This is a genomic window from Bartonella sp. AA78NXGY, assembly GCF_042197005.1.
Classification (GTDB): domain Bacteria; phylum Pseudomonadota; class Alphaproteobacteria; order Rhizobiales; family Rhizobiaceae; genus Bartonella.
In genome coordinates this window covers 304,339-329,990 of the sequence record NZ_JBHIRI010000001.1, presented here as the reverse complement: position 1 = coordinate 329,990, position 25,652 = coordinate 304,339, and the positions used below count along the sequence as shown (strand labels likewise).

Sequence of the window (25,652 nt, the reverse complement as noted above, 5' to 3'; positions counted from 1 at the left end):
TACCCTGAATTGTGTAAGTTGGTGCTTTACCATTAGATACATCTGCACCACCACCAAAATATTGTGATGTATTTTGACTTACACTTGCAACGTCCCGATTAACCTGCTCCAACTGCGCAAAATTCACTGCATCATCAGGTTCTTCCCCAGCTGCCACTCCTGTAATCTGCTTATTGCCAGCATCAATACCATCCACAGTTATTTTAGCCCCATCAGCAAACAAAATGCCATCATCACTGATAGAGCTTCTCCCAGCGGTAACTCGTTCCACTGTAATATTATTAGCTAGATCAAATGTTACATTATTGTTTTCCTCACCTTTTGTAATCTTAAGGTTGTCGCTTGCAGCCGACAAATCTACAGTATCTTGTACACCAACAGCTTTAGCATTTTTACCTCCAACAGATAGTGTCCAACCTTGGTCTACGTATTTTTGTAATGATTTTAACTGTGCAACATTAACGGCATCAGTGTCGCCACTACCAGCTGCCACTCCTACAATCTGGCGCGTTTTTTTTGATTTAGCATCACCAACACTCACTGCACCTAGCGTACTCGCCCATATCATGTCGTCAGAATCTGAAGGGCCTTTAGTTAAAGAATTATACCCGATAGCGCCAGCAGCAACATCAGCCACAGACTCGCTCCCAAGAGCAACACCCTTATGCTCAGTCGCTCTTGCATCTGAACCAATCGCTATCGAAAGATCTGTTTGAGCTTGAGCACCATAACCTATAGCAATTGCTTTTTGTCCACCTGCAAGTGATTTGTTACCGAATGCAATACTATCAACGCCTTTTGCTTTTGCACGCCCACCAATAGCAATCGTATTGCTTGCTACTGCTTCAGACGCAACCCCTATAGCAATACTTGCTTGTCCACCTGCAAGTGCAGCAATACCAAAAGCTTGTGATCCCCCAAACTTTGCAGTTGCAGCCGCTCCAAATGCTGTTGAATAATGCCCCGTTGCGGAAGATCCACACCCAGTTGCAAAAGAATACACACCATAAGCTTCAGGCAGAACATTTGAAAGACCACCGGTTGCTTTTCCCATATATCCCCCCTTACCGGTCAGACCATCATCAACCCAATTAAGCTGAACCTTCGCCCAGTTAAAAGGACGCTTGCCATTAATCTCTTTATTCATAGAAACTCTTTCATATAGTTCCTCTGCAGTGATTTGGTTATTAGTACCTTGATTGCTTCCACCACGATCAACAACATTAAACACACCACAGTAATCCCTATCGCCAGCTAATACAATACTGCCATGGCTAGCGTATTGATAAGACACGCTAGGACCACTTGTACTTTGAAATTTATCACCTGTTATCGCAAGATTTGCAGCAACCACAGGAGAAACACTCGACAAGAGCGCCGCTATAACTGTTCCCAATGAAACAGCTTTAATCAAATTTGGTGTTGAATATTTTTTCATAATACCCCCTCATAACAATAGATTAAAAACACAAAAAAGGTGTGTTCTAGAGCTTTCTTATTTCCCTTGCGTGTTCCTGCTTTTACAGCGTTTTTTAGGACATAAATAAAATTAAGACGTAAGCTGTTGTTTCTGCAACGCCTTTAGAGGGTAATTAGGGGTAGGTTCGTGAAAGTCAATTTGAGGAAGGTAAAAAAATACTTAATATTAGAATGGATTTCATTTTTCTATCAAAGGTTGTGTGTCGTTTTTAGCTTTGATCTCTTTGAAAAAGGTATAATTTTTGTGCCTATTGATCATCCGCTTAGGCATCAGTTTATTTTTCGTGAATAAGCTCTTTTATTTCATTAGAGGATTTATGAAAGCTTTTTACTAAAATGCCCCATCTATATCCTTACTCATGGTAATGTGTCTCGTTGCTGTATCCTATTTTACAAAAATACTCACTGCTACTTGTTCTTTTATTCCCTTCAGTTGTGAAAAATTCACTGCATCAGTATTGCTAGTTCCTTCTGCAACATTTGTTACTTTTTTACTTGCCGCATTAATATTACCGGTGGTTATTTGCGGGACATCAGTAATTACTAAGCCTGTTGCATCGACTTTTCTTTTCTCTCCTAATGTTATGCTTTTCAATGCTATATCATTAGCCAAACCAAATATGAGCTTATTTTCATCGTCCTTATCTCTTTTAACCCTGAAGTTACTTCCTCCAGATGAAAAATTCATTGTACTATCTAGCACCCATATCTTTAGCTGCCTCACCAGAAATAGACAGTTTCCAACCTTTTTTTCTTACGACTTCTTCTAAATCCTGCAACTGTCTAAGGTTCACTGCATCGGCAGGTTTGCTACCAGCTGCTACACCTATAATTTGTCGCGTTATGTTTTTACTAGGAACACCAATACTTACTGCAAATTTCGTACTTTTCCATTGAAATTCAGTGTTTTTAGCCGGTCCTTTCAGAAGAGACGTATACCCAAAAACGCCATCAGCCCTACCGGACACAGAGTTGTTCTCAATAGCCCCCATCAACCGTCACTTTAGAATAAGAACCTAAAGCGATACTTCCAACCCCATTTGCTTTTGAATAGAAGCCCATAGAAATAGCTTCTTGAGCAAATGCATATAGCACGGAATGACCAAGTGAAATCGAACCATATTCTAAAGCTTTAGAAATAGCTCCCACTACTGTTGAATAATCACTCTTCGCAAGTTGTATAATCATTTTCCCCGTATTCGCTCTTCTTATTATATTCACTACCTATTGCGATACTGCTTTTCTCTAAAGCGTAAGCCATATTGCCTACAGAAACGCTTCATTCTTTTTCCGTTTGCGCTCCACTACCCTAAAGCAATACTTGTGTTTGGAGTACGTTGCATATCTGTAGATCGTTGCATTATAAAGCATACGTTTAAAACTATACGAAAATAAAAGCTAAAACTGTCTTCTTTTAATAAAGGGTATATTCGTATTTACATTTCTTGAAGCATTTTAATAAATCAAAATAATAGCAATCAATTTTTTAAATCTTTACCATTAAGGTCTTTTATTCTCAAAAAAAGTTGTCATAGGCTTTTTATATTCGGATTTTATATAATTACGGGTGTTTTATACATTTAGAATAGCTTTAGAGAACTCTGGAAGAAAGTAAAAAATTTGCCCTTTTCTTCAATTAAGAAAAAGGCAAATCAATTTTATGGATTTAGTCGTTTATTAGTTGAGTATCACATTAACCCCTGTACTTATACCCCAGTGACCTCCAGAAGTGGTAATTGACAAGTTGGAACCAATATCACCGTTCTCTGAAGTATAACCTGCACCAAAAGCAAAAGCAGATTGACTACGCCATAAACCACTACCAAATGCGATTGTTAATTTTCCAGGAATATCACTATAGCGTAAACCAGCTACCGCTAAACCAACAGCTGCTGCTTGTCTTGCCTCTTTTCGAACATCCTCAACAGCATAACTTAATGTCGAAAACTTCATATCCGTATACGAATTAGCCTCACTAACTCCATCTTTTACAAGATGAGAAACTTGCTCATCCGTATACTTATTGGCATTTTCAAGCACAAAATCCATCTTATCTTTTAATTGACCGCCATTAACCGCTTCTTTCGAATCCTTTTCAATCTTTCCATCGGCTACATTGGCTATTAATACTGGAGAACTGTCATCTCCACCAACTAATGTAACTTTATTGGTCTTTTTGCCCGTTTTTTTATCTTTATCGTATTGTACAGATCCCTCCGTAACTTTATTTTCAATATCCTTGACCTGATCTGTAATCATTTGCTGAGTTTCCCAAAGCTGTCCTCCATTCACAGCTTCTTTTGAATCTCTGTCTACCTTGCCATCCTCTACATTGATAATCTTACTTGGACTCTTAACACCCTGAGCATCAACATGAGATGCATCATAGCTTCCTTTTTCTTCATTCCAATTCAGACTATTCGAAGAGGTACCTTTTTCAACTTCTTTTATACGATCGTTGATAGTGCTCATGCTGTCATTAACAACATCAAATGCTTCAGAGACATTATTACGCTCCTCTTTATCACCTTTCGTACCATCCTTATTAAAGACCTGAACGGTGAATTTTGGTCCTTGCCAGTTTCCTTCCTTATCATAACCAGCTCCTCCACCAAAATATGAGGCAAATGTCTGTTGAAGAGTATAAATCTGACCACCATTAATCGCATCAGTCGAATCTTCTGATATCTTTCCTTTCGCAAGGAACGTGATCTTGCTGTTTTCCTTTTTACCTTCTTCCTCATGCTGTGCTACAAACGCACCTGCATCATCACTCCACAACAACGCATTTTGCTCAATGTTGTCTGAAATCTCATTATGAAGATTCTTGAAAACCTTATTTACACCGGCAAACGCGGCTGCAATGCTATCATAATCCTCCTCTACAAAGCTTCCATCTTCTTGGAAAGTCATTATCTTGAAACCTGGAAGGACCCAGCCATCACCATCATACTTAGCATCACCACCAAAATACTTTGCTAGCGATTGATTCAGATCATAAATCTGTCCACCATTAACCGCATCACTCGAGCCTGATACTATAGAGCCAGCCGCAAGTGATGTGATCTTGCTTGCTTTTCTGTCATCACCTTTCCCATGCAGAGCGACAAAAGCTTTGTCACCATCGCTCCAAGATAAAGAATCTTGTGCAACTCCCTCTGAGACCTCCTTAATGCGAGCGTTCACATTCTTGATATTGTCATCAAGCCCTTTAAAGGCAGAACCAACATCGGTATGCGGTTTATCTGTTACTTCACCACCTTTATCAATACTAGATAAATTATAAGTTGGCCCTTTAAAAGCACCATCCTTAAATTCAGCATCTCCACCCAACAATTTTGCTATATCCATTGAAAGAATGTGAACTTGTCCTCCATTGATAACATCCGTTGAGTTTTCCGCAATCGATCCGGCGGCTACATTATGGAGCGCAACAGGTGTAGCATCCTTCCCTTTCCCAAAAGTTACATTTGTATAATCAGTTTGATTATCTGTTGTTTTATCGTAAAGAACAACAGAAGAACTATCCGACAGAAGGGTATCAGAAAGATCCTTCAAACCTTTATCAAATTGCTCTTTATTCACAGCTTCATTGGCTTTTTCTGCTGCCTTTACACCAGAAAGAGTTCGATCCTTACCACCCTTGTTTGCGATATTGATTTCACTACCTTCTACTCCTTTACCAATGTTGATAATACCTTCATTTTTCGTAACAAGCAAATTACTGATTACATCGCTGATCGCAGTTTGAACCTTTGTGAAAAGTTTACCCACACCTGAAAATGCATCTGATACATTCTTATAGCTTGATTCAGCTTCAGTGCCATCATCATTGATAATTTTGAGCTTAAAATCAGGAACTTTCAATTCCCCATCCTTATATTCAGCGTCATCAGAAAAATATTTTGCAACCTTATCGCCCAGTGAATAAAGTTGAGAACCATTTACGGCATCCATCGATTCTTTCGTAATATCTCCTACAGCAAGCGATGTGATTTTACTTGCCTTTCTGTCATCACCTTCCCCATGCTGGGCAACAAAAGCTTTGTCAGCATCGCTCCAAGATAAAGAATCTTGTGCAACTCCTTCTGAGACTTCCTTAATGCGAGCATTCACATTCTTGATATTGTCATCAAGTCCTTTAAAGGCAGAACCAACATCGGTATGCGGTTTATCTGTTACAACACCTTTTTCATCAATATTCGATAATTTATACTCTGGTACTTTAAAGTTTTTGCCATCAAAGGATACATCTCCACCTAAAATTTTTGATAAATCCTCAGTGATTGCATGAAGCTGATCGCCATTAATCGCATCACTCGAAGCTGATATTATAGAACCAGCGGCAAGTGATGTGATCTTGCTGTTTTCCTTTTCTCCATCTTTTTCCCCATGCTTGGCTACAAAGGATTGTTCTTTACCATCCCACAACAGAGCATCGCCTTGGACAGATTCTTTGATATTCGTGACTTTGTCATTAAAATCATTAACGATGTTCTGCACATTCTTATTCACACTCTGGAAATTCTTATCAATTCCGTCAAAGGCTTCCGCTACATTATTGTAGGTTTTTTCTTCAACTTCAATTTCATTGCTCTCTAAGTTGAAAACTTTGAGTTTGAAGGTTGGTTTGTTCAATACGCCATTCTCATACGTAGCATCGCCGCCAAAATATTCTGCAACTTTGTTGCCCAGTGCATAAAGCTGGGAACCTGTTATAGTTTCGTGCGAATCTTTCTCTACCTTACCATCAGCAACATTAACAATCTTGCTCGCATCCTTCTCACCATGAGCAGCATTGTAGGCACCATCATCACCTACACTGCCATCCCAATTTAAACTATTCGAAGAGAGGTCATTTTCAAATTCCTTTATACGAGCATTCACATTCTTGATATTATCATCAAGTCCTTTAAAGGCAGAACCAACATCGGTATGAGATTTATCTGTTACTTCACCTTTTTTATCAATATTCGATAATTTATACCTTGGTACTTTAAAGTTTTTTCCATCAAAGGATACATCTCCACCTAAAATTTTTGATAAATCCCCAGTAATTGTATGAAGCTGACCACCATTAACGGCATCTGTCGAATTTGTGCTAAGATCTCCACCTGCAAGACCTGTTATTTTTTTACCTGCAGCATCAATACCATCCGCTATTACTTTGGGACCATTTTCAATAGTTAAGCCCGTTTTATCTAAAGTGATGTCTTTTAATTTTACACTGTTCAATGTGACATCTTGTGCCAAATCAAATGTTATTTTTTTGTCTTTATTGTCTGTTGTATCACTATTTTTAATCTCAAAGTTTTTGCTTCCAGAAACCAAATTTAATATATCACCCGGCTGAAAGTTTGAAACAGCCTTATCATTAAGAGAAAGTGTCCACCCTTGTGCTACAAATTCTCTTAATTTTTTCAGCTGTGCAATGTTGACGGCATCAGTGTCTGCATAACCCGCTGCCACACCTGTAAGCTGTCGTGTTATCTTATTCGGAGTATCACCAACACTAAAAGCTCCTTGAGTGCTCTTCCATATCACACCATCATCCGTTGACTGGCTCCCTATGGAAGGATCATAGCCAACTGCGGACACTGAGTTACGAGAAACAGATTTATAACCCACAGCAACACCACCCTCAGGAAGTACTTGTACATTTGAACCTAATGCCATACTATTTTTAGCTGTTGCAGCTGAAAGTCCACCTAATGCAATACTATTTTCACCAGATGCATTTGCAAAACCACCTAATGCAATACTATTTTCACCAGATACATTTGCAGAACCACCTAATGCAATACCATTGTTAGCAGTTGCACTTGAAAGCTTACCTATAGCAATACTTTCTTGCCCACCTTTTCCCTCACTGGCAGCAATTGTAATGCTCTCCGTTTCGGCGTGCCATTTAAAGACACTATCATCGGCAGCTTTTTTAATCTCATTGTGAAGATTTACATAAGACTTACCCACACCCTCAAAGGCTTTGGCTACATTTGGAAAACTTTCTTCTTCCATCTCATTCGTCTCAGGATTTAAAGTTTTAATTTTGAACTCTGGATTATCCCATTGACCATTCGTAAATTTAACACCACCGCCTAAATATCCAGCTATATGGGTAGCTACAACATTCAACTGACTACCATTTGCCGCCTCTTGTGAATCTGCACTAAGATCACCAGATGTAACGCCCATTACCTTTTTATTTCCAGCATCAATACCACCGGTGGTTATTTTCGGACCATCAGTAATTACTAAGCCCGTGGCATCGAAGGTATTTGTACCTGCTTTTAAGCTTGTTAACGTAATGTCTTGAGCCAGATCAAATTTTACTTTATTGTTATCTTCGCCCTTTGTAATATTTAGGTTGCTACTTCCTGCGGAAAAATCTACCGCGCTATCCATAAGAACGGTTGTAGCATTTTTATCTCCAACAGAGAATTTCCAACCGTTTTGTCTTACAACTTGTTCTAAGTCCTGCAACTGTCTAAGGTTCACTGCATCGGTAACATTAGAACCAGCTGCTACGCCTGTAATTTGTCTGGTTATACCCTTACTATAATCACCAAATGAAACTGTTCTCTCTTTTTCATCAGAACTATCGGTTAGAGAAGAGCCGATTGCAATGCTATTTTTAGTATTTCTACTACTACCAGCTAAAGCAGTTAAGCCGATAGCAACCCCTTGGTCAGCCTTCGTCTGCGCTACCTGCCCGAAAACAATAGCATCATGCGCTTCTCCCTGAGCTCGTTCACCATAAATAAGAGGATTACCCAAATCCTGACTGCTAGTTATCTGATCTCCCTTTACAACTCTTGGAGTTAAAGCTGCTCTTGTTATTTTTTTACTTCCAGCATTCATATCAATTGAACGTATCGAATCGCTGGTTTCTGCCAAAACATTCACTATAGGACTATAATCACTTACACCAGTAAGAGTTTTGGTTAAAAAATTTTCATAGTCATCAGCAGCACTTACCTTGGATGTCAAAGCAACATTCAGCGCTGTTAAATAATTTTCCTGTGATGAACTAGAAGAATCCAAATCATTCGAAAAAACAGGGGAAATACTGGCTAAAAGTGCCGCTATTGAAGTCAAGGATAGGACTTTAATAAAAGGAAAACGAGAAAATTTTAAATTGCTCCCTGCTAATTTTGTATATAATTTTTTCATAATGAACTCCCCAATGAAAGAAATAACTATAAACACAAAAAAGACACATTTAAACGCTATTAGGTCCCCTAAAATTGGTTTTTCTAAACGTATTCAAAAATTTAGTACCTGACTGAAAAGATAGAGAAGTTGTGTTTTAGGTTTTATGGTTAATGCGTTTTGCTCTTTTACATTTCCTAAGAAAGTAAATTTTTTTGTGGTGATTGGTTTTTTTTAACCTTTAAACTTATTGGTTGTTTTTTGCAAGGGGTAGAGTTAATTTAGCATATTGTTTTATAGCTTCTTCCAGTAAAGTTGAAATACATTTGAATGGAGATTTTTGTCTTAGTAGAAAGCTTTTTAATAGATTTGTAGAGAGCAAAAGGTTTTTTTATCTGTAGAGTGCTACAGATTTTTCAGATTTAAAAATTAAAGAAGAAAATAATAAACTTATAATTTATGAAAAAACTCATTATCTTATTTTGAAATAAGAGGTTCATTTTGTTGAAAGCGTCCGGTTTTTCTGTTTTTTAAACCTGTATTTATCGTTAGCGCTTATCAATTTATATATATTTTTTTACATACGTAACAACAATTCACCCCTGCCTCATGAGACAGGGGTGAAAAGGAATTTTTATGTATTTTGTTTATTATCAATTCAATGTCATATTGAATCCCGCACCTACACCCCAGTGACCTCCAGAAGTTGTTGCGGATATGTTAGAGCGGTATTTTCCATTTTCTGAGGTGTAACCTGCACCAAAGGCAAATGCAGACTGACTACGCCATAAACCAGTACCAAATCCAACGCTTAATTTTCCAGGTGTATCATTGTAGCGTAAGTTAGACACTGCAAGACCAATAGCCGCTGCTTGTCTTGCCTCTTTTTTCACACTCTCAATACTATAGTTTAAAATATCAAACTTCATATCTGTATATTGCTTAGCCCGATCAACAGCATCATCAATCGCATCAATCACAATATTATTAACCCGTTGATCTGTATACTGCTTGGATTCATCAAGAATAATCTTCATCTGTTCTTTAGTATAATCATGAAGTTGACCACCATTTACAGCCTCTTTCGAGCCTTTTTCAATTTTACCATCAGCTACATTATCAATCAGAACAGGTTCACTGGCATCCCCCCCCGCTAATGTGATTTTATTGGTTTTTTTGCCGTTTTCATCTCTATCATAACGAACAGCATCCTCTTCAATGCCGTCAACTCTATTATTGATGTTATCAACTTTGGCATCAATATTGATAACTGTATCACCAATATCAGCAATCGTATTGGAAATGGTATCAACTCTGTTGGTAAGATGCTTCACATCTTTTTCGACACCAGTGACACGTTCATTGGTTTCCCAAAGTTGCCCACCATTGACGGCATCTTTCGAGCCTTTTTCAACTTTACCATCAGCTACATTGATAATTTTATTCGGCTTTCCATCGCGACCAGCATCATAGGCTTTTTCTTTATCATTCCACTTTAAAGCATCTGAATCGACCTTGTTGATGACATCATCAATACGGTTATTAATATTTGACATATTTTTATTGACGTCACCAAAAGCATCAGCGACATTATGATGCTCTGTCTCAACAGTCGTACCATCAGCATTGACTTGAACAATCTTAAAAGTAGGATCTGTCCATTTGCCATTCTCATATTTGGCACCGCCACCGAAATAATTTGCAAGTTGGTTATTCATGGAATAAAGTTGGTTGCCCGTAATGGCATCTGTTGAACCTTGAGCAATCTCACCATCTAAAAGATACTTCAATTTGCTGTTTGTTTTCTTACCATCTTTTTCATGACGTGCCACAAATGCTTCTTCCTCATCATCCCACAGTAAAGCATCTTTAGAGAAATCTTCAATTTTCTGGTTAAACTCATTGGATACATTCGTTAAGCGTTGATTCACATCTTGAACATTTTTATCAAGACCTGTTAAAGCATCACCAACATTGTAAAAATTAGCCTTCCCTACTTCACCACCTACAATAGCGGATAAAGTATATTTCAGCCCTTCAAAAGCACCGTTAATGAACTTTGCACCACCACCAAAAAACTTTGCAATATCTGCTGATATTTTATTAATCTGACTACCATTGATTGCATCGTTGGAATTTTCAGAAATGCTACCATCTTTTACGTTATGAAGAGCAACTGGTCCGTTGTTCTTATCGCCGCCCAAAGTTACACTACCATAATTAACACTATTATCGTCATTCTTATCATAGAGAACCGCAGCAGCAGTTACTGTCTCAATATCTTTAGAAATCTTATTTATGCTTTTATCAAGTTGGTCTTTGTTAACAGCTTCATCACCATTTTCTGCCTCCCGCACGCCAGAAATTTTACGTCCTGAACCACCAACACCTGCAATATTGATCTCAGTACCAGCGGTATCTTTACCAATAGTAATAATACCTGATGCACCTCCATCTTGCTTAACAAGACTATTTTTTACCACATCGGAAATCTTATTATCAATATGTGTGATAGAAGTATTAACACCTGTAAACGCTTCCGTAACATTATGATAGGTCTTCCCCTGAATAAGGAAAGCTGGTTCTACACCATTCAGTACATCTGTACTACCCCCAAAATATTTCGATGTATTTTGAGCGACTGTTTTAAGATTATCAGTAACAGTTGTAACCTTCTCATTCGTAGCAAAAAGTTGTGAACCATTTACTGCTTCAGTAGATGTTCGAGAAAGTTCTCCATCTTTTACACCGGAAAGTGTTCTTTCTTGCTTATCTTTATTTACAAGGCTGATTTCAGTACCACCGGTTGCTTTACCCACAGTAATAAGACCATCTTCTCCCTCCTGCTTTACAAGGCTATTTTCTGTTACATTGTTAATCTGATTATAGATATCCGTAATAGAACTATCGACACCTTCAAAAGCATCAGCAACATTCGTATACCTATTCTCAACAATATTACCATCAGGATCGTTACGAGAAACTTTGAATACAGGCCCCGTCCATTCTCCATTCTCATATTTAGCACCACCGCCAAAATAATTCGCAATCTTATCGCCCATCTTATAAAGTTGAGAACCATTTATTGCATCTGTTGAATCTCCTGAAATATCGCCATCCGCAAGGAACTTAATCTTACTATCTGTCTTCTGTCCATCTTTTTCATGAAGTGCAACAAATGCACTCTCAGAACTGCTCCACAATAAAGCATCTTTAGAGAGACCCTGAATTTCCTCAGTAAAATTATTGACTACATGTGTTAAACGACTATTCACATTTTTGACATTCGCATCAAGCCCAGTCAAAGCATCACCAACATTTTCAAAGGTTTTCTGTTCTACCTTACCATCTGCAGAAACGGTAGATAAATTATACTGTGGTCCAACAAAAACACCATTTTCAAATGAAGTACCACCACCAAAGAATTTTGCAACATCTCCAGCTATTGTATTAATTTGACTACCATTTACAGCTTCCATGGAGTCTTTGGAAATTTCACCATTTTTTACACCTGCAATGGTTCGCTCTCCCTCAGTACCTGTAATATCAATTTTCGTACCGCCTTTTTCAGCACCAATAGTGATAAGCTTCTGATCTTCTTTCCATTTAACAAGACTATTTTCTGTTACATTATTAATCTGACTATAAATATCTGTGATAGAAGTATCAACAGCAGCGAAAGCATCCGTTACATTGTCGTGTTTTGTATTCTGAACCATAAAAGTTGGTTTGATACCATTAAGTATATCTGTCTCCTTACCACCAAAAAAATCCACTATATTAGTAATATAATTAAACAGTTGATGGCCATTTATTGCTTCTGTTGAATCGGAACTGACTTTTCCAACTGCAACGCCAGAAATAATTCGATCTCTGCCTTCAGAGTTCGCAATATTGATTTCGATACCTTCTTTTTCAGCACCAATGGTAATATTTTTTTTACTTTTACTCCATTTAACAAGACTATTGTCTTCTATCTCAAACTTCATTTTATATAATTGTGAAAGATTAACAGCATCATGCTCATTGCTACCATCTGCGACTCCTGTAATTTTTGTATTGGCGGCATGAATACCACCCTTGGTCATTCTTGGGCCATCTTTGATCATGAAACCGGCATTACTCATTCTGCTGTCCCCTGTTTCTACACGACCAACTTTAATATATTCGTTTAAATCAAACTTTACTTCATTGTTATCACCTTTGGTAATTTTTATATTTGTGTTCTCACTCTCATTATTATCATCGTCTTTATGCTTAACTGCAACAAACTTTACTGTACTTCCTGCTTCAACATCTGTAGCTTCTTCATCTTCAACAGCAAGTTTCCAGCCCGTTTCCATCCCCGCTGTAAAGTCTTTCAGCTGTTTATAATTTACTGCATCAGTATCATCAGTACCAGCTTTCACTTTTGTAATCTTTTTGCCACCAGCATCAATACCTTTCATAGTTATGCTTGGACCACCATCAACAAACTTAAAGCCATCGTTGCTCATAATGCTGTTGCCTGTCGTGACACTCGTGAGCTTAAGAGTATCATTCAAAGAAAATGTAACTTTATTACTGTCTTTTGCAATTTTTATATTTTTGCTACCATCTTCATTTTCACCAGCAACAAAATCTACTGTACTCCCAGCTTTAACATCTGTAGCATTGTTACCATCAACAGAAAGTTTCCAGCCATTTTCTGCAAGTGTCCTTACCTCTTTCAGCTGTTCATAATTTACAGCATCAGTATTGCCTTCTGCCTTAGCTACTCCTGTAATTTTTTTATCACCAGCATTAATACCATTCAAAGTTATGCTTGGTCCATTACCATCAATAAACTTAAAGCCCTCATCACTCATAATGCTGTTGCCTGTCGTGACACTCGTAAGCTTAAGGTTATCATTCAAAGAAAATGTAACTTTATTACTGTCTTTTGCAATTTTTATATTTTTGCTTCCGTCCTCACCCGCATCCGCAACAAGATCTACTGTACTCCCAGCTTTAACATCTGTAGCATTGTTCCCATCAACAGAAAGTTTCCAGCCTGCTTCAGCAAGTGTTCTTACCTCTGTCAACTGCTTATAATTTACAGCATCAGTATCTTCTTCCCCTGCCGCTACTCCTTTAATCGTTTTATCACCAGCATGAATACCATTAACAGTTATGCTCGGCCCCTCATCACCGTCAAATCTAAAGCCAGCAGCATCCATAATGCTGTCTCCTGCTGTGACAGTCATTACCTGAATATCATCAGCTAGATCAAATGTGACATTGTGATCATTATCTTTTTCGATCTTGATATTTTTTGTACCTTTATTGTCAACTGACTGAAAATTTACTGTACCATTTGGACCAATAGCCGTAGCATTTCCACCGTTAACAGCAAGCTGCCAACTCGTTTTGTTCGCGTTTTTCACCTCTTGCAACTGTTTATAATTCACTGCATCGTTAGGTTCAGACCCATCTGCTACGTTTGTGATCTTTTGCTTGGCTGCATCAATACCATCAATAGTCATGCTTGGACCATCATTACCATTAATAAAAAAGCCGTCTACAGTCATGCGTGAACCGCTTTCACCGTTAACAAAAAAGCCATCATCACTCATCGTGCTTTGGCCTGTGGTGACTTGCGTCAATTTAAGATGATCATTTAAAGTAAATTCAATTTTATGCTTATTATCTGCAGTGTTTTTTGCAATCTTTAAGTTGTCTTTTCCCGCTTCTTTTTCACTTTTCACTGAAAAATCTACGGTATTGCCTGAATTCACATCTGTCGGATCGGTATCGTTAGCAGAAAGTTTCCACCCCCCTCCCCCTGCTATGATATCTTTCATAGCTTTTAGTTGCGCCACGTTTACCGCATCGGTATCTTCACTTCCAGCTGCAACCCCTGTAATTTGTCGTGTTAGCGTACCCTTACCAATACCACCAACTTCACCAACGCTAAAAGCGCCTGTGGTGCTCTTCCATGCTATACTGGTTTTTGTTGTCCCTTTACCTGTTACAGGATCATAACCAGCAACATTCTTGTCTCTATCAGAGATAGCCCCACCACCTACAGCAACACCATCTTTAACAAGCACTTGCGAATTTACACCAATGGCAACCGAATCTTCTTTTTCAGCATAAGCTTGCGTACCTATAGCAATCGCATTTTCAGCATTCGCGATTACTTTTCTGTTAGGATCATTTTCTTCGGTTCTGTCAGAGCGCCTGCCCCCTATTGCAATAGCACCTGAAGCTTTAGCTTCAGCATCTGTACCTATAGCAATCGTATAACTCTTTTCTGCCTTTACCTTTGTACCTAAAGCAATGCTATTTGTACCTAATGCAGTTGCAAGCCCTCCAATAGAAACTGAAGATTTGCCCGATGCTTCTGAGCCTACACCCATAGCAACACTTGCTATACCACTTGCAAGTGCGGAAACACCAAAAGCTTGTGCACCCCCTGCCTTTGCTGTCGCACCTGCACCAAATACGGTTGAATAATTACCCGTCGCTGCAGATCCACAACCCGTTGCAAAAGAATAAACACCATAAGCCTCAGGCATAGCATTAATGATACCACTAGTGTTTGTTCCCATATAAGTAGCATTGTTGGTTAGAATCCCAGCGCCTTGCCAAGTAACCTTTTCAGTGGTCGTGCCGTAAGGACTACGACCTCCAAAAACTTTCTCACCAATAAATCGCTCATATTGTTCTTGTGCGGTTATTCGTTGATTATCAGCAATTCCTTGTTGTTGTTTGCCGCCACGACCAATAACGTTGTCTACACCACAGAAATCATCATCACCAGCAAAAACAACACTACCATGACTACCATGTGGATATGCAACACCAGTACCAGGTGTACTTTGACTCGTCCCTCCTACTATCGCAAGATTAGCAGCAAAAACAGGAGAAACACTCGATAAGAGTGTGGCCATTACCGTACTAAGAGAGACAACTTTAATTAAATTTGGTGTGGAATATTTTTTTTTCATAAGAATCTCCTCCTACAGAGTTCAACATCATCACAACGCGCGAAAACACACATGGCAAAACCCTTAGTTTGCGCACTTCAAAAACCAATAAATCAAGACAAAACTCCCCCCTACGATACCGATACTTATCCGGCATCGACCTAAAATCTCTGCAACAACATCGAATCTAGAAAAGTCCCCAACCCTTTTAGCTAGAGGGATTCAAGCTAAAAAATAAATAAAAACACAAGACTTTGAAAATATACCGTAATCTCCATTCAAAAACACTGCGATTTATCTCTTAACAAAAATAGTTTCACTAAAGAGCAATTCTACTTTTCAAATAAAGCGCATCAGAAGAATGGCAAGAGCGTAAAAATAATTTTTTATAAATTTGTAAAAATACTTCTCAATAAATTAGCTGTTCTTATAAGCACAAATTTATGATTTTTTTAACTTATCGCACAATGTAATAGATAATGATTATCATCATAATCTCACTTTTTGTTGCGAGGTAAACTGTTTCAATATACTATACATCTCTTTGAAAGAAATCTGTCTTAAATATAATGATGCACGCTCTGTAAAAAGTTTTAACGTGCTCATCTTATCATCTTCATAAAAAGACAAAAGCGCGCCTATAAATAGTCTTTCGTTCTTCTCTCTTATATATCTGTTACCCTTCTATAGGAACAAAACATCGTCATTGTATTTTCACTATTGTATAAATTTTTTAATATCACAAACCGAAAAGAAGCTGTTTTCTAAACTCTTTCCTCTCACAGAACCCACTGTATTTTCACTGTTGTCCGTATCTTTTCTTCAACCAACAAATATTTCAGGAATGATGCTATATTAGCTTCTTTTTGTAGAAATTTTGTTTGTATTGCTACCCGTCGTTCTTTTTATGAACCGTTTTATTTTTAATCAGAACAGTCTATTGATTTATAATGATAGTTTCTCGTTTTTCAGATCGAATAAGAGACTCGAAGATCGTGAGATCTTCACATTCCAAACTTGGTTATACAGCAGAAAATCAAAAAAGTTTTATTTTTTTAAAGGCTGTTCATTCGTATCTTATGAAATTTCTAGATGTGCTTTTCAGTTTCGATTTTACGCTTTAAATGTAATTTTAAAAGTGGCAAAGTGGCTTCGACTTCTTCTATATCATTGAGGTTTTGAATAAGCTCTTGCAATCTTCCATAAAGCTCTGCTGCTAATTCCGCAACATCTTCAGGAGAAAGTGTTATTTTTGCATCATGATAGGTCGTATAAGCTAAATGTCCAAGCTTTTTCATCAGCCCAACAGGTATCGCTTGCGGTTTAAAACCAGCTGCTTTTGCCTTTGCCATATCTGAAAACATCTCGCCATTTCCCGTTACTAGCCAATCTAATGAAACACCACAAATTTCTTGATATTTGGAGAGCGCAGAGGCTGTAGGCTCACTTATACCAATTTCATAAGTTCCTATAGAGCCAGCAGTGATACCAAGATGTTCAGCAAACTGCTTACGCTCTGTAAAACCAAGAGCGTGACGCACTTCACGAAAACGTTTTGCCAACTCAGTTTTAGGTTTTGCTTCCGGACGAGCCAAAAAAAACACTCCAAAATCAATATAATTGTTGACTAAATAACTATATTGATTTATATCTATCATTACTGCCCCTTAAAAAGAGCAGTTATCACATACATAACCCCACAAAAACGGATGTTACAGCATCCATTCAAGCAGGAGCGAAAATTATGACAATTACAAAAAATGCAATCGCCGTGGTATTTTTCTGAGCTGCGCCCCTGTAATATAACCTCGAAAAAACTCAAGCCTATCAGAGGTTATTTTCCAGAGTCAAAAACATTTGGACACAGGCCAATGAAAAAACTAAATGCGCCACTGCCAACTCTATCAGTTTGCATGCCAAGCCAATTCTTGCCAACTGCTTTCTCAAAAGTTGCAGTCATATTCTTTCAAAAGCAAAAAGCCTAATACGATTCTCTTCATTTCATGCTGTGCAATATACCACTGAAATCTTATTACAAAAATATGCAAATGCATTTCCCATAGGTTTTTATAAGGTAAAAAGTTTATCAATGTCTAAAAATCAATATAAAATAGGCAAAATAATTGGTATTCTACAAAAAACGAGATTATCACTCGTTATTAAAAAGTTAGACGTTTACAAACCCTGTTTGCTTATTTTATATATTAATGGCACTGATTTAGCTGTAACTGGCAATAGAGATTTCAGGGTGTTTGGTTTATCGTCAGAATACTCTTCCTCTACGCATATTAAAAGCCTTTTGGCAATGTATTTTAAATGCTATAAATTCTATAGTAAACACATTGCCATCCATATTTACAATTGGGCGCTTCAAAATCTTGGAGTAATAAAATCTTTAATAGGCTTTGATTTAAAAGCGCGTATTTTGCAGAAAATTGACAAAACCATGAGGTTCGTATACATGGCAATTTTAAGTGATGATAGTGGAGTGATACTTAAAAAAGCTGCATGGAAACCCGCAACGTTGAGGAATTAAGCATGACCTCTTTATGCGATAAAGAATTATCTGATACACTGGTTGGTCTTTATGACGACTATCAACGCGGTTTCGACATTGGAGAAGAGCTTAAACTGTGCGTGGATTTGGCGTTATCTCTTGAATTGGAACTCAGTATTCACCGTTTAAGTGAAACAGATGCTGTTTTAAAAAAAGAGATTGTGCAAACCTTGCATCGTCGTAGAAATACTCATTCCAATGAAGATGAAATTGATACAATTTTTCATATGGATTTTGAAAAACAAAAATAATATAATACTCTCCCCATGTAATACGATATTCCCTCATCGCTTTACTTTCTACTACGCTTAAAAAAAAACTTTCAAGAAGATTTAAAGTGTTACGTTTTCGTCTTCTTAACAACAGTGAGATGAATTAAAGAAACGCATCAATTCTTTTAGATCATTATCAAAAAATAGAGAGTATTCTCTAGCATACATCAATTTATGCTTTGTTCATTAAGCACCAACTTTTACATTTTCTCAACTCTCCTTTAAAAGAAAAATGTGAAATGTACTGCAGCGTAAATATTTATAAAATAGCGTATGTTGTCCACACTTAAATGTAATTTATTGTTTTTCATGTTTATAAAACAGCACTATGAGTATTCCAACAAACGCAACAATGCTTTGAAAAAAATATATCGATTGAGGTGATATGCTACTGTTATCGCTTGCCATAATGAGATAGACTCCGAGGATCAAGCATCCAGAGATACCATTAAAACTTGCCTGCAATCTTCCTTGGTATTCAGGATCACAAGAGAGTTGTGATAAAGAAATCGAAAGAGCCCAACTCGAAAGTCCAAATCCAATCATAAAGTAAACAGGAAAAACAACAAAATTGTGTGTATTAACAGATAAAATAGCGAGGCCAATAGCCATAAAAGCTAATAAAATGGCTAATGTTTTCCTGATAGATAAAACTTTACAAAGAAGTGGTGAAAAAAACGCACCTGTCAATACACCCATAGAATAAAGCACCTCAAATATTGCAAAGGTCCTGTTATCCGCATGTAAAACCTCTTGTATATAAGGAACGAGAATAACAGGAATGGTCATCAAAAGAGTCATAATAATCATCTGGCTTATATAAGGTACAAAAAGAGCCGGATTCTGTTTAAAATAATGAAGGGATGCTGTATAATTTTCCCACCAATTTTGCTGGTTTTGTTTTTTAGATCTTCGGTTTTTAGGTACCTTCATTGCAAAATTAAATAAACCAGCAATGATAAAGAATATACCACCTATTAGAAGAGTTCCTTTTGTTCCTGCATAGGACAGTATAAATCCACTTAAGCCCATACCTACGATAGTGCCAAGTTCATAAACCATATCGATGGTTGCATTTGCATTGATGAGCTGTTCCTTCAGCACAATACTTTGAATTAAAGAAATAGCTGATGGCATATAAAAAGGAATAAAAATACCCAAAAGAGCAGATAAGACCATCAATTCAATTTCTATACCAAAATGCCAAAGCATTACCCAGCCCACGATTACCAAACCTCTCACAAGATTTGAAATAATAATCTGCGTTTTACGGTTATATTTATCTGCCAATATGCCAAAAATAGGCGCAAAAATAATGCCAGGCGTCCAAAGAAAAAGCATCATCAACGCTACACCACGGATTGAGCCCGTCTGATTGTAAGCAATCCATGACAATGTAATATAATTTAGTCCACTTCCAAATGTAGCAAATAAGCCGCTCAAAGTAAAATAGAGAAAAGTTCTATTTTCAAATAAAGCAATGCGTTCCTTCAAATTTGAAGTGAACATAAATTATCCTCTAAAATGAATACCAGTCGATATGCATGATACATCCTGTTTAAAAACAGGCATTCTTACAATTTTTATTTTAGATCATTAAATTTAAGAAAGCAAAATTTCTTTTTTGAGGCTTTTACAATCTTTGTGCTGTTTTATGATTAATTCTTCTATGAAAACGGAACATTTATGGACAAAAACAAAATTAATATTTTATGTGCGTTTTATTCAGAAGCTACACCTTTATACATCTGTGAAACAATTTTACGGTATGGAAGCTTCACTCACATTATTGTCCTTATTATTCTGTGCACTAAAATATGCTCGAGTATATTCCTCCATGTCGTTCTTCTATCACCACACTTCGTCTCTAAAAGAATAAACATACTATTATCCTCACAATAAATATTGCTAATTTTTCTACTCCCCTTCTCTAAATCTTTTAAAACAAGCCCATTACAGTTAGTTTTCTAATTAAAATATATAACGTGATATTTTTCCTGAGCAGTTAAATTATTGCAATCACATCTCTAAAGTTTCAGATTTAGAGTAAGAATACATAAAGGAGGATTTATCGTGGATAAATTGATTAATAAATGATTTTATTCATAATCAAAAAAACTTATCTATATGATGTCGTATTTGATGATGAATTATCAGCTTTGGAGAGGATTATTCGTAGCAATTTCTTATAAAATACAGCAATTGGGAGGAAAACATGAATTCAGAAGCGCAGTCAATTGAAAATATAGACAAGTATTAAAAATGGAAGCAAGTCATTTTTAAAGAATTCAATGCAACCATGAATAACACAATTAGGCCTTTTCTGCCTATTCGGTGTAAATGGATACTCAAAAAATATGCTTAGATTTGGGTTCTACAATAAGTTGACCGCAAAAAATATGATGGAAGACCTGATAACTTATTGCGATAATTATAAAAGTTTTGGAAAAAACACATCTTTTGTTACATTCGAGGAGCCGGCCCCATACAAAGTATCGAAGTTTATAGAGAAAAATTCTGATCTATGCTTAAAAACTTGCGAGATTTTGACAACCGAGAATGACCTAAGTATATACAAAAAATATGTACAATCGTCTATGGGAGTTCTGCTTTCATAGCGAACCTATATTCATAGTTTACAATACCCCGTCTTATATAAACAGAATTAAGTAAGTTCTATATTTATGTTAACTTTCCAGCCTAGGTGGGTTTTTTCTGATCTTCTCTCTACAGAACAAAAAGCAAAAAATGCATTCTCGTTGTAGGAAAAAAGCTTGAACCTTTTGATATTATCACAAAATCTCCTTTTTTAGGAAAATATGGCGCCCCCCAAAATAGAGAATGGACGCAATACTTCCTGCAAGATAATAATATTGAATCCCCACCTTGCCCATATCATATAATGGAGCACGATAATGACTAAATTTTCTAAAATTAAATTAAATAAAAATATCCATGATATATTCAAAATGATGCTTCCAGAGCAAGGATCAATAGAGATACAAAGAGATTTTCCAAAAAAAATACACGATTGGCATATTCACTAGGTCGATGAAACTCTCTTAATTATAGAGGGAGAGTTAGATTTTTTCTATAGCGAAAAACATATAACCTGTACACTAGGAGATATTATACATCTACCTGCCAATACAAGGCACAAATCAATTGCGGCAGATGTAGGATGCATATATGCAATTGCTACAGAAAATCTCACTATTGGAGATATTAGAGATGGGTAACCGCACGCTCTTTAATGGATTCTTTCTCATACAGGATTTTATTCTTTTACTCCTGCTTCCCATAATGCGCCCATAGATTCTGCGGAAAATAAGGCTATGAAATTTACGTCCTCTACCCAAACCAACGTAGAAACTTTTCAGAAACCGCATTTTACAGTACAAAATAGAACGTTATTCTTTAGGAATAAAAAATGGATCAAGCTTAACGGATTAAACAAAAAGGAAATAATTTTGTTTACAGCTTTATTGTCGAGCATTCACGAATGGATTCTGGTATTATCTCTATCTGAAATTCCCTACAAGCATGAAGCAGAAAAGTTATCAAGCATATTTAGTATACCTAATGAAAACTGCTATTACCATGCGTGATGGCTCTAAAATGTAGATGGATTTGAATTTTTAAATAATTTTTAACTCTTGCATCACTTTATTTCCATACTTTTTAAATAATATTCAATAACTTAAGTAAAATAAATATTTTTATTTTGGGTTTTGTTGTGTTGTTAATCTAAAGCATGTGAAGAGAATATATTAAAGAATTAAAATATTTATATATCGAAATTGAAGATGTCCTATTTTACCCAAAAAAGAACTATTATGACATAGGTGAATTTAGCTATTAATCTTTTGTTGCCAACAAGTGGTAAAATGATGCTGAATGTAGAAAAAATTGCATAAGAACCTTTAACAAAAATGATTAAAATTTAGATAGAATTACAAGGTATAAAATAGAATTTATTCCATCAACGCTGCAATTTTTTCTGGTTAATTTATTCTACCAATATCATTAAAGCTTTCTTCTAATGACATCGTCTATCATTGGAGGGAGATATATGATTGTTTTTCGAATTGTGACAGCACAGAAATTTCGTGATTTATTTTGTCCATTAAAAGATGTTTGTTAGTTGAGTAAGTTAAAAAATACATAGCATTCCGTATAATGTAGTGTGTATGTATAAAACTTCTCAGGGTGATCGTGTTATTTGGGAAAGATTTTACAGCAATTACGAGTATCTCTAGAATGAAAAGCACTGATTTTTAGAACAGAGAAAAACATTGATTATAACAGTTTATTAGGCTAAACGCAGAATATTATTCTAATAATTGATGGTTAATTGTAACGGGATAGTTTTTTGATAATCATAAAGAAAAAGGTATAGAGCGTGTTTCTTTTAGTTAAGGAAAAGTATTGCTCATTTTTCTTTCTAAAAGTAAGCAAATTCAAAGATAATTTTTTGTTCTTGTAGTGGTGAGAAAATAATTGTCGAAGTCAGTGAAGGGGAGATTCTAATAGATTGTTACAAAGTTTAATAAAAGTTGGAATACTTAAAAATTCTTAGTTCCTATGATGATTTAAGAATACCAGATTAGGATACGGAGAATTCAAGAGCTCAAAACTTTGTGATAATATTGGTTTAGAATTACATCTTGTTCATTCAGACGAGATGAGCCAATTATTATATGTCACAGAGACATATGGGTGGAAAATTTAAAAAAAGCTTATCCAGAATCTGACTTAAAGGTTATTGGAACTTTAGTAGTAAGATTGGCTTGGTCTCATGTTTCTCAAAAATTAGCAACCAATCTTGTTGTGACTAGACTAAATTTGGAAGATCTGCTCACTGAGCGTTTTTATAATATTATGAAATGATAAAAATATTAATATTTCTTCTTGTCTGGGACATGAAGCCGGTGCTATTTGTATTTATTATCCGTTGCACCATTGTCCGAAATATATTTTAAGTGGTTGTCACTTGAAATATGCCTTGGAAAATTATTTGGCAAGAGAGTGTACCTATATGTATTGGAAAGTAATTTCCTATTATTTGTCTCAATCTATGGGTACAACGTTGCCAAGTATAGAATTCATGCTGACAGATGACTTTCAAAAAATAAGTGCCTATAACGCATTTGAACTAAACTTTTATGAAAAACTGGAATTTAGTACCGAACCATATTCGACAATGGAGAAAATCATAAAATGGCTTGAGTCTCTGTTTAAGAGGGAGGAGGCTATTGCATAATTCTGTTTTTCTTATGATTGTGATTGGTTGTTTGACGAGTTTTTGTGCTAGTGGTGTATTATCTATTGGCCTTTCTTTGTTACAATTCCAAGATACAACGGGAGAAGCGTCTGCTACTTTAAATGTCGTTAATTTAATCGCAATTGGAATTTCTGGCTTATGTTTGGGAAACGTGTTGGCGCACTATCAAGGCTTTATAATTGGGTTTTATAGTCAAATTATTGGCGCTTGTTTATTGTCTTTCTTATTATTTATGAACAATCCAGTACTTATTTTATTTGTATTTTTTTTACTTGCTCTCTTGATGGGGGCTGATAACCCAAATAACAATAGTGCCTTGAATCAGCTGATTCCAGCTCCCAAACAAAAAGCTGGAATTTTTGCATTTTACACTAGTTGCTGTCAGTTTTTTGTTATTATATCCCCATTGCTTATATATTTTATAATTGCGCATTTGGGGCACAAAATAGCCATAGCCTTTATTGTATTTATCTATCTTTTGAATGCCTGCTTATGGTTTCGTATAAAGTCTATACAACAACTAAACAGAGCAAAAGAGCTATTAAAAAAGCCATCTCAAAAAGCTTATGGAGTTGGGTTCAGGTGCCTTTGGCGGATTTCTGCGTTGCGTTTTTTAACGATTAATCGTATTTTGAATAATTCTCTCTATACGGGGCCTATTGTTTTATTGCCACTTGTTCTTGCTTCTATAACATCAGATAATATAAAATTTACAGCCATTCAAAATTCTATTTTTGCTTTGTCAGCACTGGGTTTTGTGATCAATGGTCTTATCTTATCTTATTATTTACGGAAATTTCCATCTTTAATTCGTTTTTTTGTATGGGGGCACCGGCTTTTGCCGTGATCGCAATCTCTTTTGTTTTATATTTAAATTTTACTCAATATTCCCTTTATATTATGGGATTTTTATTAGGTATTGGGCAATTTTATTTTAGGGTATCGGGAATAACAATTGGACAAGCTATCACACCTAGTGAAAATTTAGCCGAGGTGATTTTGGCAGGCGATGCCAGTGTACGCATCATAACAGCTTTATTCTCTATTGTACTTTTATATGCAGGAAAATTTTTTTCATTTTCTATATTATACGTCCTGTGTGTATTTATAGGCTTTTGCGCCCCTTTATTTATTTTGCACGGACTATCTATTTACATACAAAGCTTAGAGATAAAAGAAAGCGCCGCATGAATGATGTTCAATTATTATATTACGTCAGCCTTTTTTTGATTATCGTATAGATAAAAATTTTGTACAAATATTCATGACATTAATTTTAAATAAACACATTGCGTGAGAAAAGCTGAGGTATTCGTTACCTCTCATGTGGGATAAAACGCATTTAGCGCGTTAATCAACGAAATTGCAAATAGCACTATGATCACCATTAATTCTAAAAGCTCTACCAGAAGTTAGTGATAATGGCAAAAATCCTGTGATGATATTTGAAAAGATCGTTTATACTAGATCAGGTTATCTCAAGATCGAGAGGAGAGGAGCTTAAAAAGTATAAAATTCATGGAAATTCAACAGCAATTTCTAGGTGTACATAATGATAAGCATAGATCGACGCGAACTGGTGAATTGCAAACAATAAAAAATCCTGCAAATGCTGAGCTTTTTAAACTATGTCATATCAAGCATATGAAAGTTCGTTTTAAATTAATGGCGGAGAGAGAGGGATTCGAACCCTCGATATGGTTTCCCATATACACGCGTTCCAGGCGTGCGCCTTCAACCACTCGGCCACCTCTCCAGAAGTTCGCACTATACCCAGAAAGAAATAACGTGCAAGTCTAAACTACACATTCAAAACCCAAAAAACAAATTCATTTATTAAAGTAAGAGCTTTTATCTGTTGAATAACAAGCACATCCCTTCTTTTTAAGAAAAAACTTTTTTCGTGGATAGGTTTGTAGAATACAATAATGAGAATAAAAAGATTGTCACCAGTTATA

15 protein-coding genes, 1 tRNA gene and 2 pseudogenes are annotated in these 25,652 nt (G+C 36.2%); 8 read left to right on the top strand and 10 right to left on the bottom strand.

The genetic code is table 11. The features are described from left to right. The 8 genes and pseudogenes from ACFINL_RS01240 to ACFINL_RS01205 form a co-directional block, all read right to left on the bottom strand. Positions 1–1,438 (bottom strand): annotated as a pseudogene (locus ACFINL_RS01240) (hypothetical protein); the annotation flags it as partial. A gap of 426 nt (positions 1,439–1,864) precedes the next feature. Next, the gene (locus ACFINL_RS01235; protein WP_375611461.1) at positions 1,865–2,167 is read right to left on the bottom strand and encodes a hypothetical protein; all 303 of its coding nucleotides are present in this window, start codon (positions 2,165–2,167) and stop codon (positions 1,865–1,867) included. A gap of 4 nt (positions 2,168–2,171) precedes the next feature. Beyond that, positions 2,172–2,471, bottom strand: coding sequence for a hypothetical protein (locus tag ACFINL_RS01230; RefSeq protein ID WP_375649243.1), 300 nt, complete (start codon positions 2,469–2,471; stop codon positions 2,172–2,174). After that, positions 2,458–2,667 carry a hypothetical protein gene (locus ACFINL_RS01225; RefSeq protein ID WP_375649240.1) on the bottom strand — a complete coding sequence of 70 codons (210 nt, stop codon included), beginning with the start codon at positions 2,665–2,667 and terminating at the stop codon, positions 2,458–2,460. The genes ACFINL_RS01230 and ACFINL_RS01225 overlap by 14 nt, the downstream gene beginning before the upstream one ends. A 489-nt stretch (positions 2,668–3,156) precedes the next feature. After that, the gene (locus ACFINL_RS01220) at positions 3,157–8,652 is read right to left on the bottom strand and encodes a YadA-like family protein (RefSeq protein ID WP_375649237.1); all 5,496 of its coding nucleotides are present in this window, start codon (positions 8,650–8,652) and stop codon (positions 3,157–3,159) included. Positions 8,653–9,284: 632 nt separating this feature from the next. Further along, positions 9,285–15,602, bottom strand: a complete 6,318-nt coding sequence (locus ACFINL_RS01215; protein ID WP_375649229.1) for a Vomp family autotransporter — start codon at positions 15,600–15,602, stop codon at positions 9,285–9,287. A gap of 1,067 nt (positions 15,603–16,669) precedes the next feature. Continuing rightward, a complete protein-coding gene (locus tag ACFINL_RS01210) occupies positions 16,670–17,176 on the bottom strand; it encodes a helix-turn-helix domain-containing protein (protein WP_375611471.1) in 507 nt (168 codons plus the stop codon). Between the two features lie 239 nt (positions 17,177–17,415). Further along, positions 17,416–17,541: a hypothetical protein gene (locus ACFINL_RS01205; RefSeq protein ID WP_375649220.1), complete on the bottom strand. Its 126-nt coding sequence runs from the start codon at positions 17,539–17,541 to the stop codon at positions 17,416–17,418. Between the two features lie 129 nt (positions 17,542–17,670). Here ACFINL_RS01205 and ACFINL_RS01200 point away from each other — a divergent pair, with 129 nt between their 5' ends. Together ACFINL_RS01200 and ACFINL_RS01195 are read left to right on the top strand one after the other, a co-directional pair. Then, a complete protein-coding gene (locus ACFINL_RS01200; RefSeq protein WP_375611456.1) occupies positions 17,671–18,117 on the top strand; it encodes a hypothetical protein in 447 nt (148 codons plus the stop codon). A 2-nt stretch (positions 18,118–18,119) separates the two neighbouring features. Further along, positions 18,120–18,389, top strand: a complete 270-nt coding sequence (locus tag ACFINL_RS01195) for a hypothetical protein (RefSeq protein WP_012754562.1) — start codon at positions 18,120–18,122, stop codon at positions 18,387–18,389. A 318-nt stretch (positions 18,390–18,707) separates the two neighbouring features. Here ACFINL_RS01195 and ACFINL_RS01190 read toward each other — a convergent pair whose 3' ends face one another. Next, positions 18,708–19,919, bottom strand: coding sequence for an MFS transporter (locus ACFINL_RS01190; protein ID WP_375649212.1), 1,212 nt, complete (start codon positions 19,917–19,919; stop codon positions 18,708–18,710). Between the two features lie 848 nt (positions 19,920–20,767). Between ACFINL_RS01190 and ACFINL_RS01185 the strand changes: the two genes are divergently transcribed. The 6 genes and pseudogenes from ACFINL_RS01185 (at position 20,768) to ACFINL_RS01160 (ending at position 24,885) form a co-directional block, all read left to right on the top strand. Further along, positions 20,768–21,028, top strand: coding sequence for a hypothetical protein (locus ACFINL_RS01185; protein WP_375611452.1), 261 nt, complete (start codon positions 20,768–20,770; stop codon positions 21,026–21,028). After that, positions 20,994–21,083: a YqcI/YcgG family protein gene (locus ACFINL_RS01180; RefSeq protein WP_375611451.1), complete on the top strand. Its 90-nt coding sequence runs from the start codon at positions 20,994–20,996 to the stop codon at positions 21,081–21,083. The genes ACFINL_RS01185 and ACFINL_RS01180 overlap by 35 nt, the downstream gene beginning before the upstream one ends. 76 nt (positions 21,084–21,159) lie before the next feature. After that, positions 21,160–21,333 (top strand): annotated as a pseudogene (locus ACFINL_RS01175) (YqcI/YcgG family protein); the annotation flags it as partial. A gap of 1,796 nt (positions 21,334–23,129) precedes the next feature. Next, complete coding sequence (locus ACFINL_RS01170; protein ID WP_375611449.1) at positions 23,130–23,300, top strand: hypothetical protein; 171 nt, start codon at positions 23,130–23,132, stop codon at positions 23,298–23,300. Positions 23,301–23,665: 365 nt separating this feature from the next. After that, positions 23,666–24,541: an MFS transporter gene (locus ACFINL_RS01165; protein WP_375649206.1), complete on the top strand. Its 876-nt coding sequence runs from the start codon at positions 23,666–23,668 to the stop codon at positions 24,539–24,541. Next, positions 24,538–24,885, top strand: a complete 348-nt coding sequence (locus ACFINL_RS01160) for a hypothetical protein (protein WP_375611447.1) — start codon at positions 24,538–24,540, stop codon at positions 24,883–24,885. The genes ACFINL_RS01165 and ACFINL_RS01160 overlap by 4 nt, the downstream gene beginning before the upstream one ends. 475 nt (positions 24,886–25,360) lie before the next feature. Here ACFINL_RS01160 and ACFINL_RS01155 read toward each other — a convergent pair. Next, a tRNA-Ser gene (locus ACFINL_RS01155) sits at positions 25,361–25,450 on the bottom strand. Positions 25,451–25,652: the final 202 nt, after the last annotated feature.

What these genes read in the sequence shown, in the direction of transcription:
- ACFINL_RS01190 (WP_375649212.1), bottom strand. Translation starts at nt 19,919, where the DNA reads ATGTTCACTTCAAATTTGAAGGAACGCATTGCTTTATTTGAAAATAGA.
- ACFINL_RS01195 (WP_012754562.1), top strand. Translation starts at nt 18,120, where the DNA reads ATGACCTCTTTATGCGATAAAGAATTATCTGATACACTGGTTGGTCTT.
- ACFINL_RS01235 (WP_375611461.1), bottom strand. Translation starts at nt 2,167, where the DNA reads ATGAATTTTTCATCTGGAGGAAGTAACTTCAGGGTTAAAAGAGATAAG.
- ACFINL_RS01185 (WP_375611452.1), top strand. Translation starts at nt 20,768, where the DNA reads ATGCTTAGATTTGGGTTCTACAATAAGTTGACCGCAAAAAATATGATG.
- ACFINL_RS01215 (WP_375649229.1), bottom strand. Translation starts at nt 15,602, where the DNA reads ATGAAAAAAAAATATTCCACACCAAATTTAATTAAAGTTGTCTCTCTT.
- ACFINL_RS01205 (WP_375649220.1), bottom strand. Translation starts at nt 17,541, where the DNA reads ATGACTGCAACTTTTGAGAAAGCAGTTGGCAAGAATTGGCTTGGCATG.
- ACFINL_RS01225 (WP_375649240.1), bottom strand. Translation starts at nt 2,667, where the DNA reads ATGATTATACAACTTGCGAAGAGTGATTATTCAACAGTAGTGGGAGCT.
- ACFINL_RS01220 (WP_375649237.1), bottom strand. Translation starts at nt 8,652, where the DNA reads ATGAAAAAATTATATACAAAATTAGCAGGGAGCAATTTAAAATTTTCT.
- ACFINL_RS01230 (WP_375649243.1), bottom strand. Translation starts at nt 2,471, where the DNA reads ATGGGGGCTATTGAGAACAACTCTGTGTCCGGTAGGGCTGATGGCGTT.
- ACFINL_RS01180 (WP_375611451.1), top strand. Translation starts at nt 20,994, where the DNA reads ATGTACAATCGTCTATGGGAGTTCTGCTTTCATAGCGAACCTATATTC.
- ACFINL_RS01200 (WP_375611456.1), top strand. Translation starts at nt 17,671, where the DNA reads ATGTCTAAAAATCAATATAAAATAGGCAAAATAATTGGTATTCTACAA.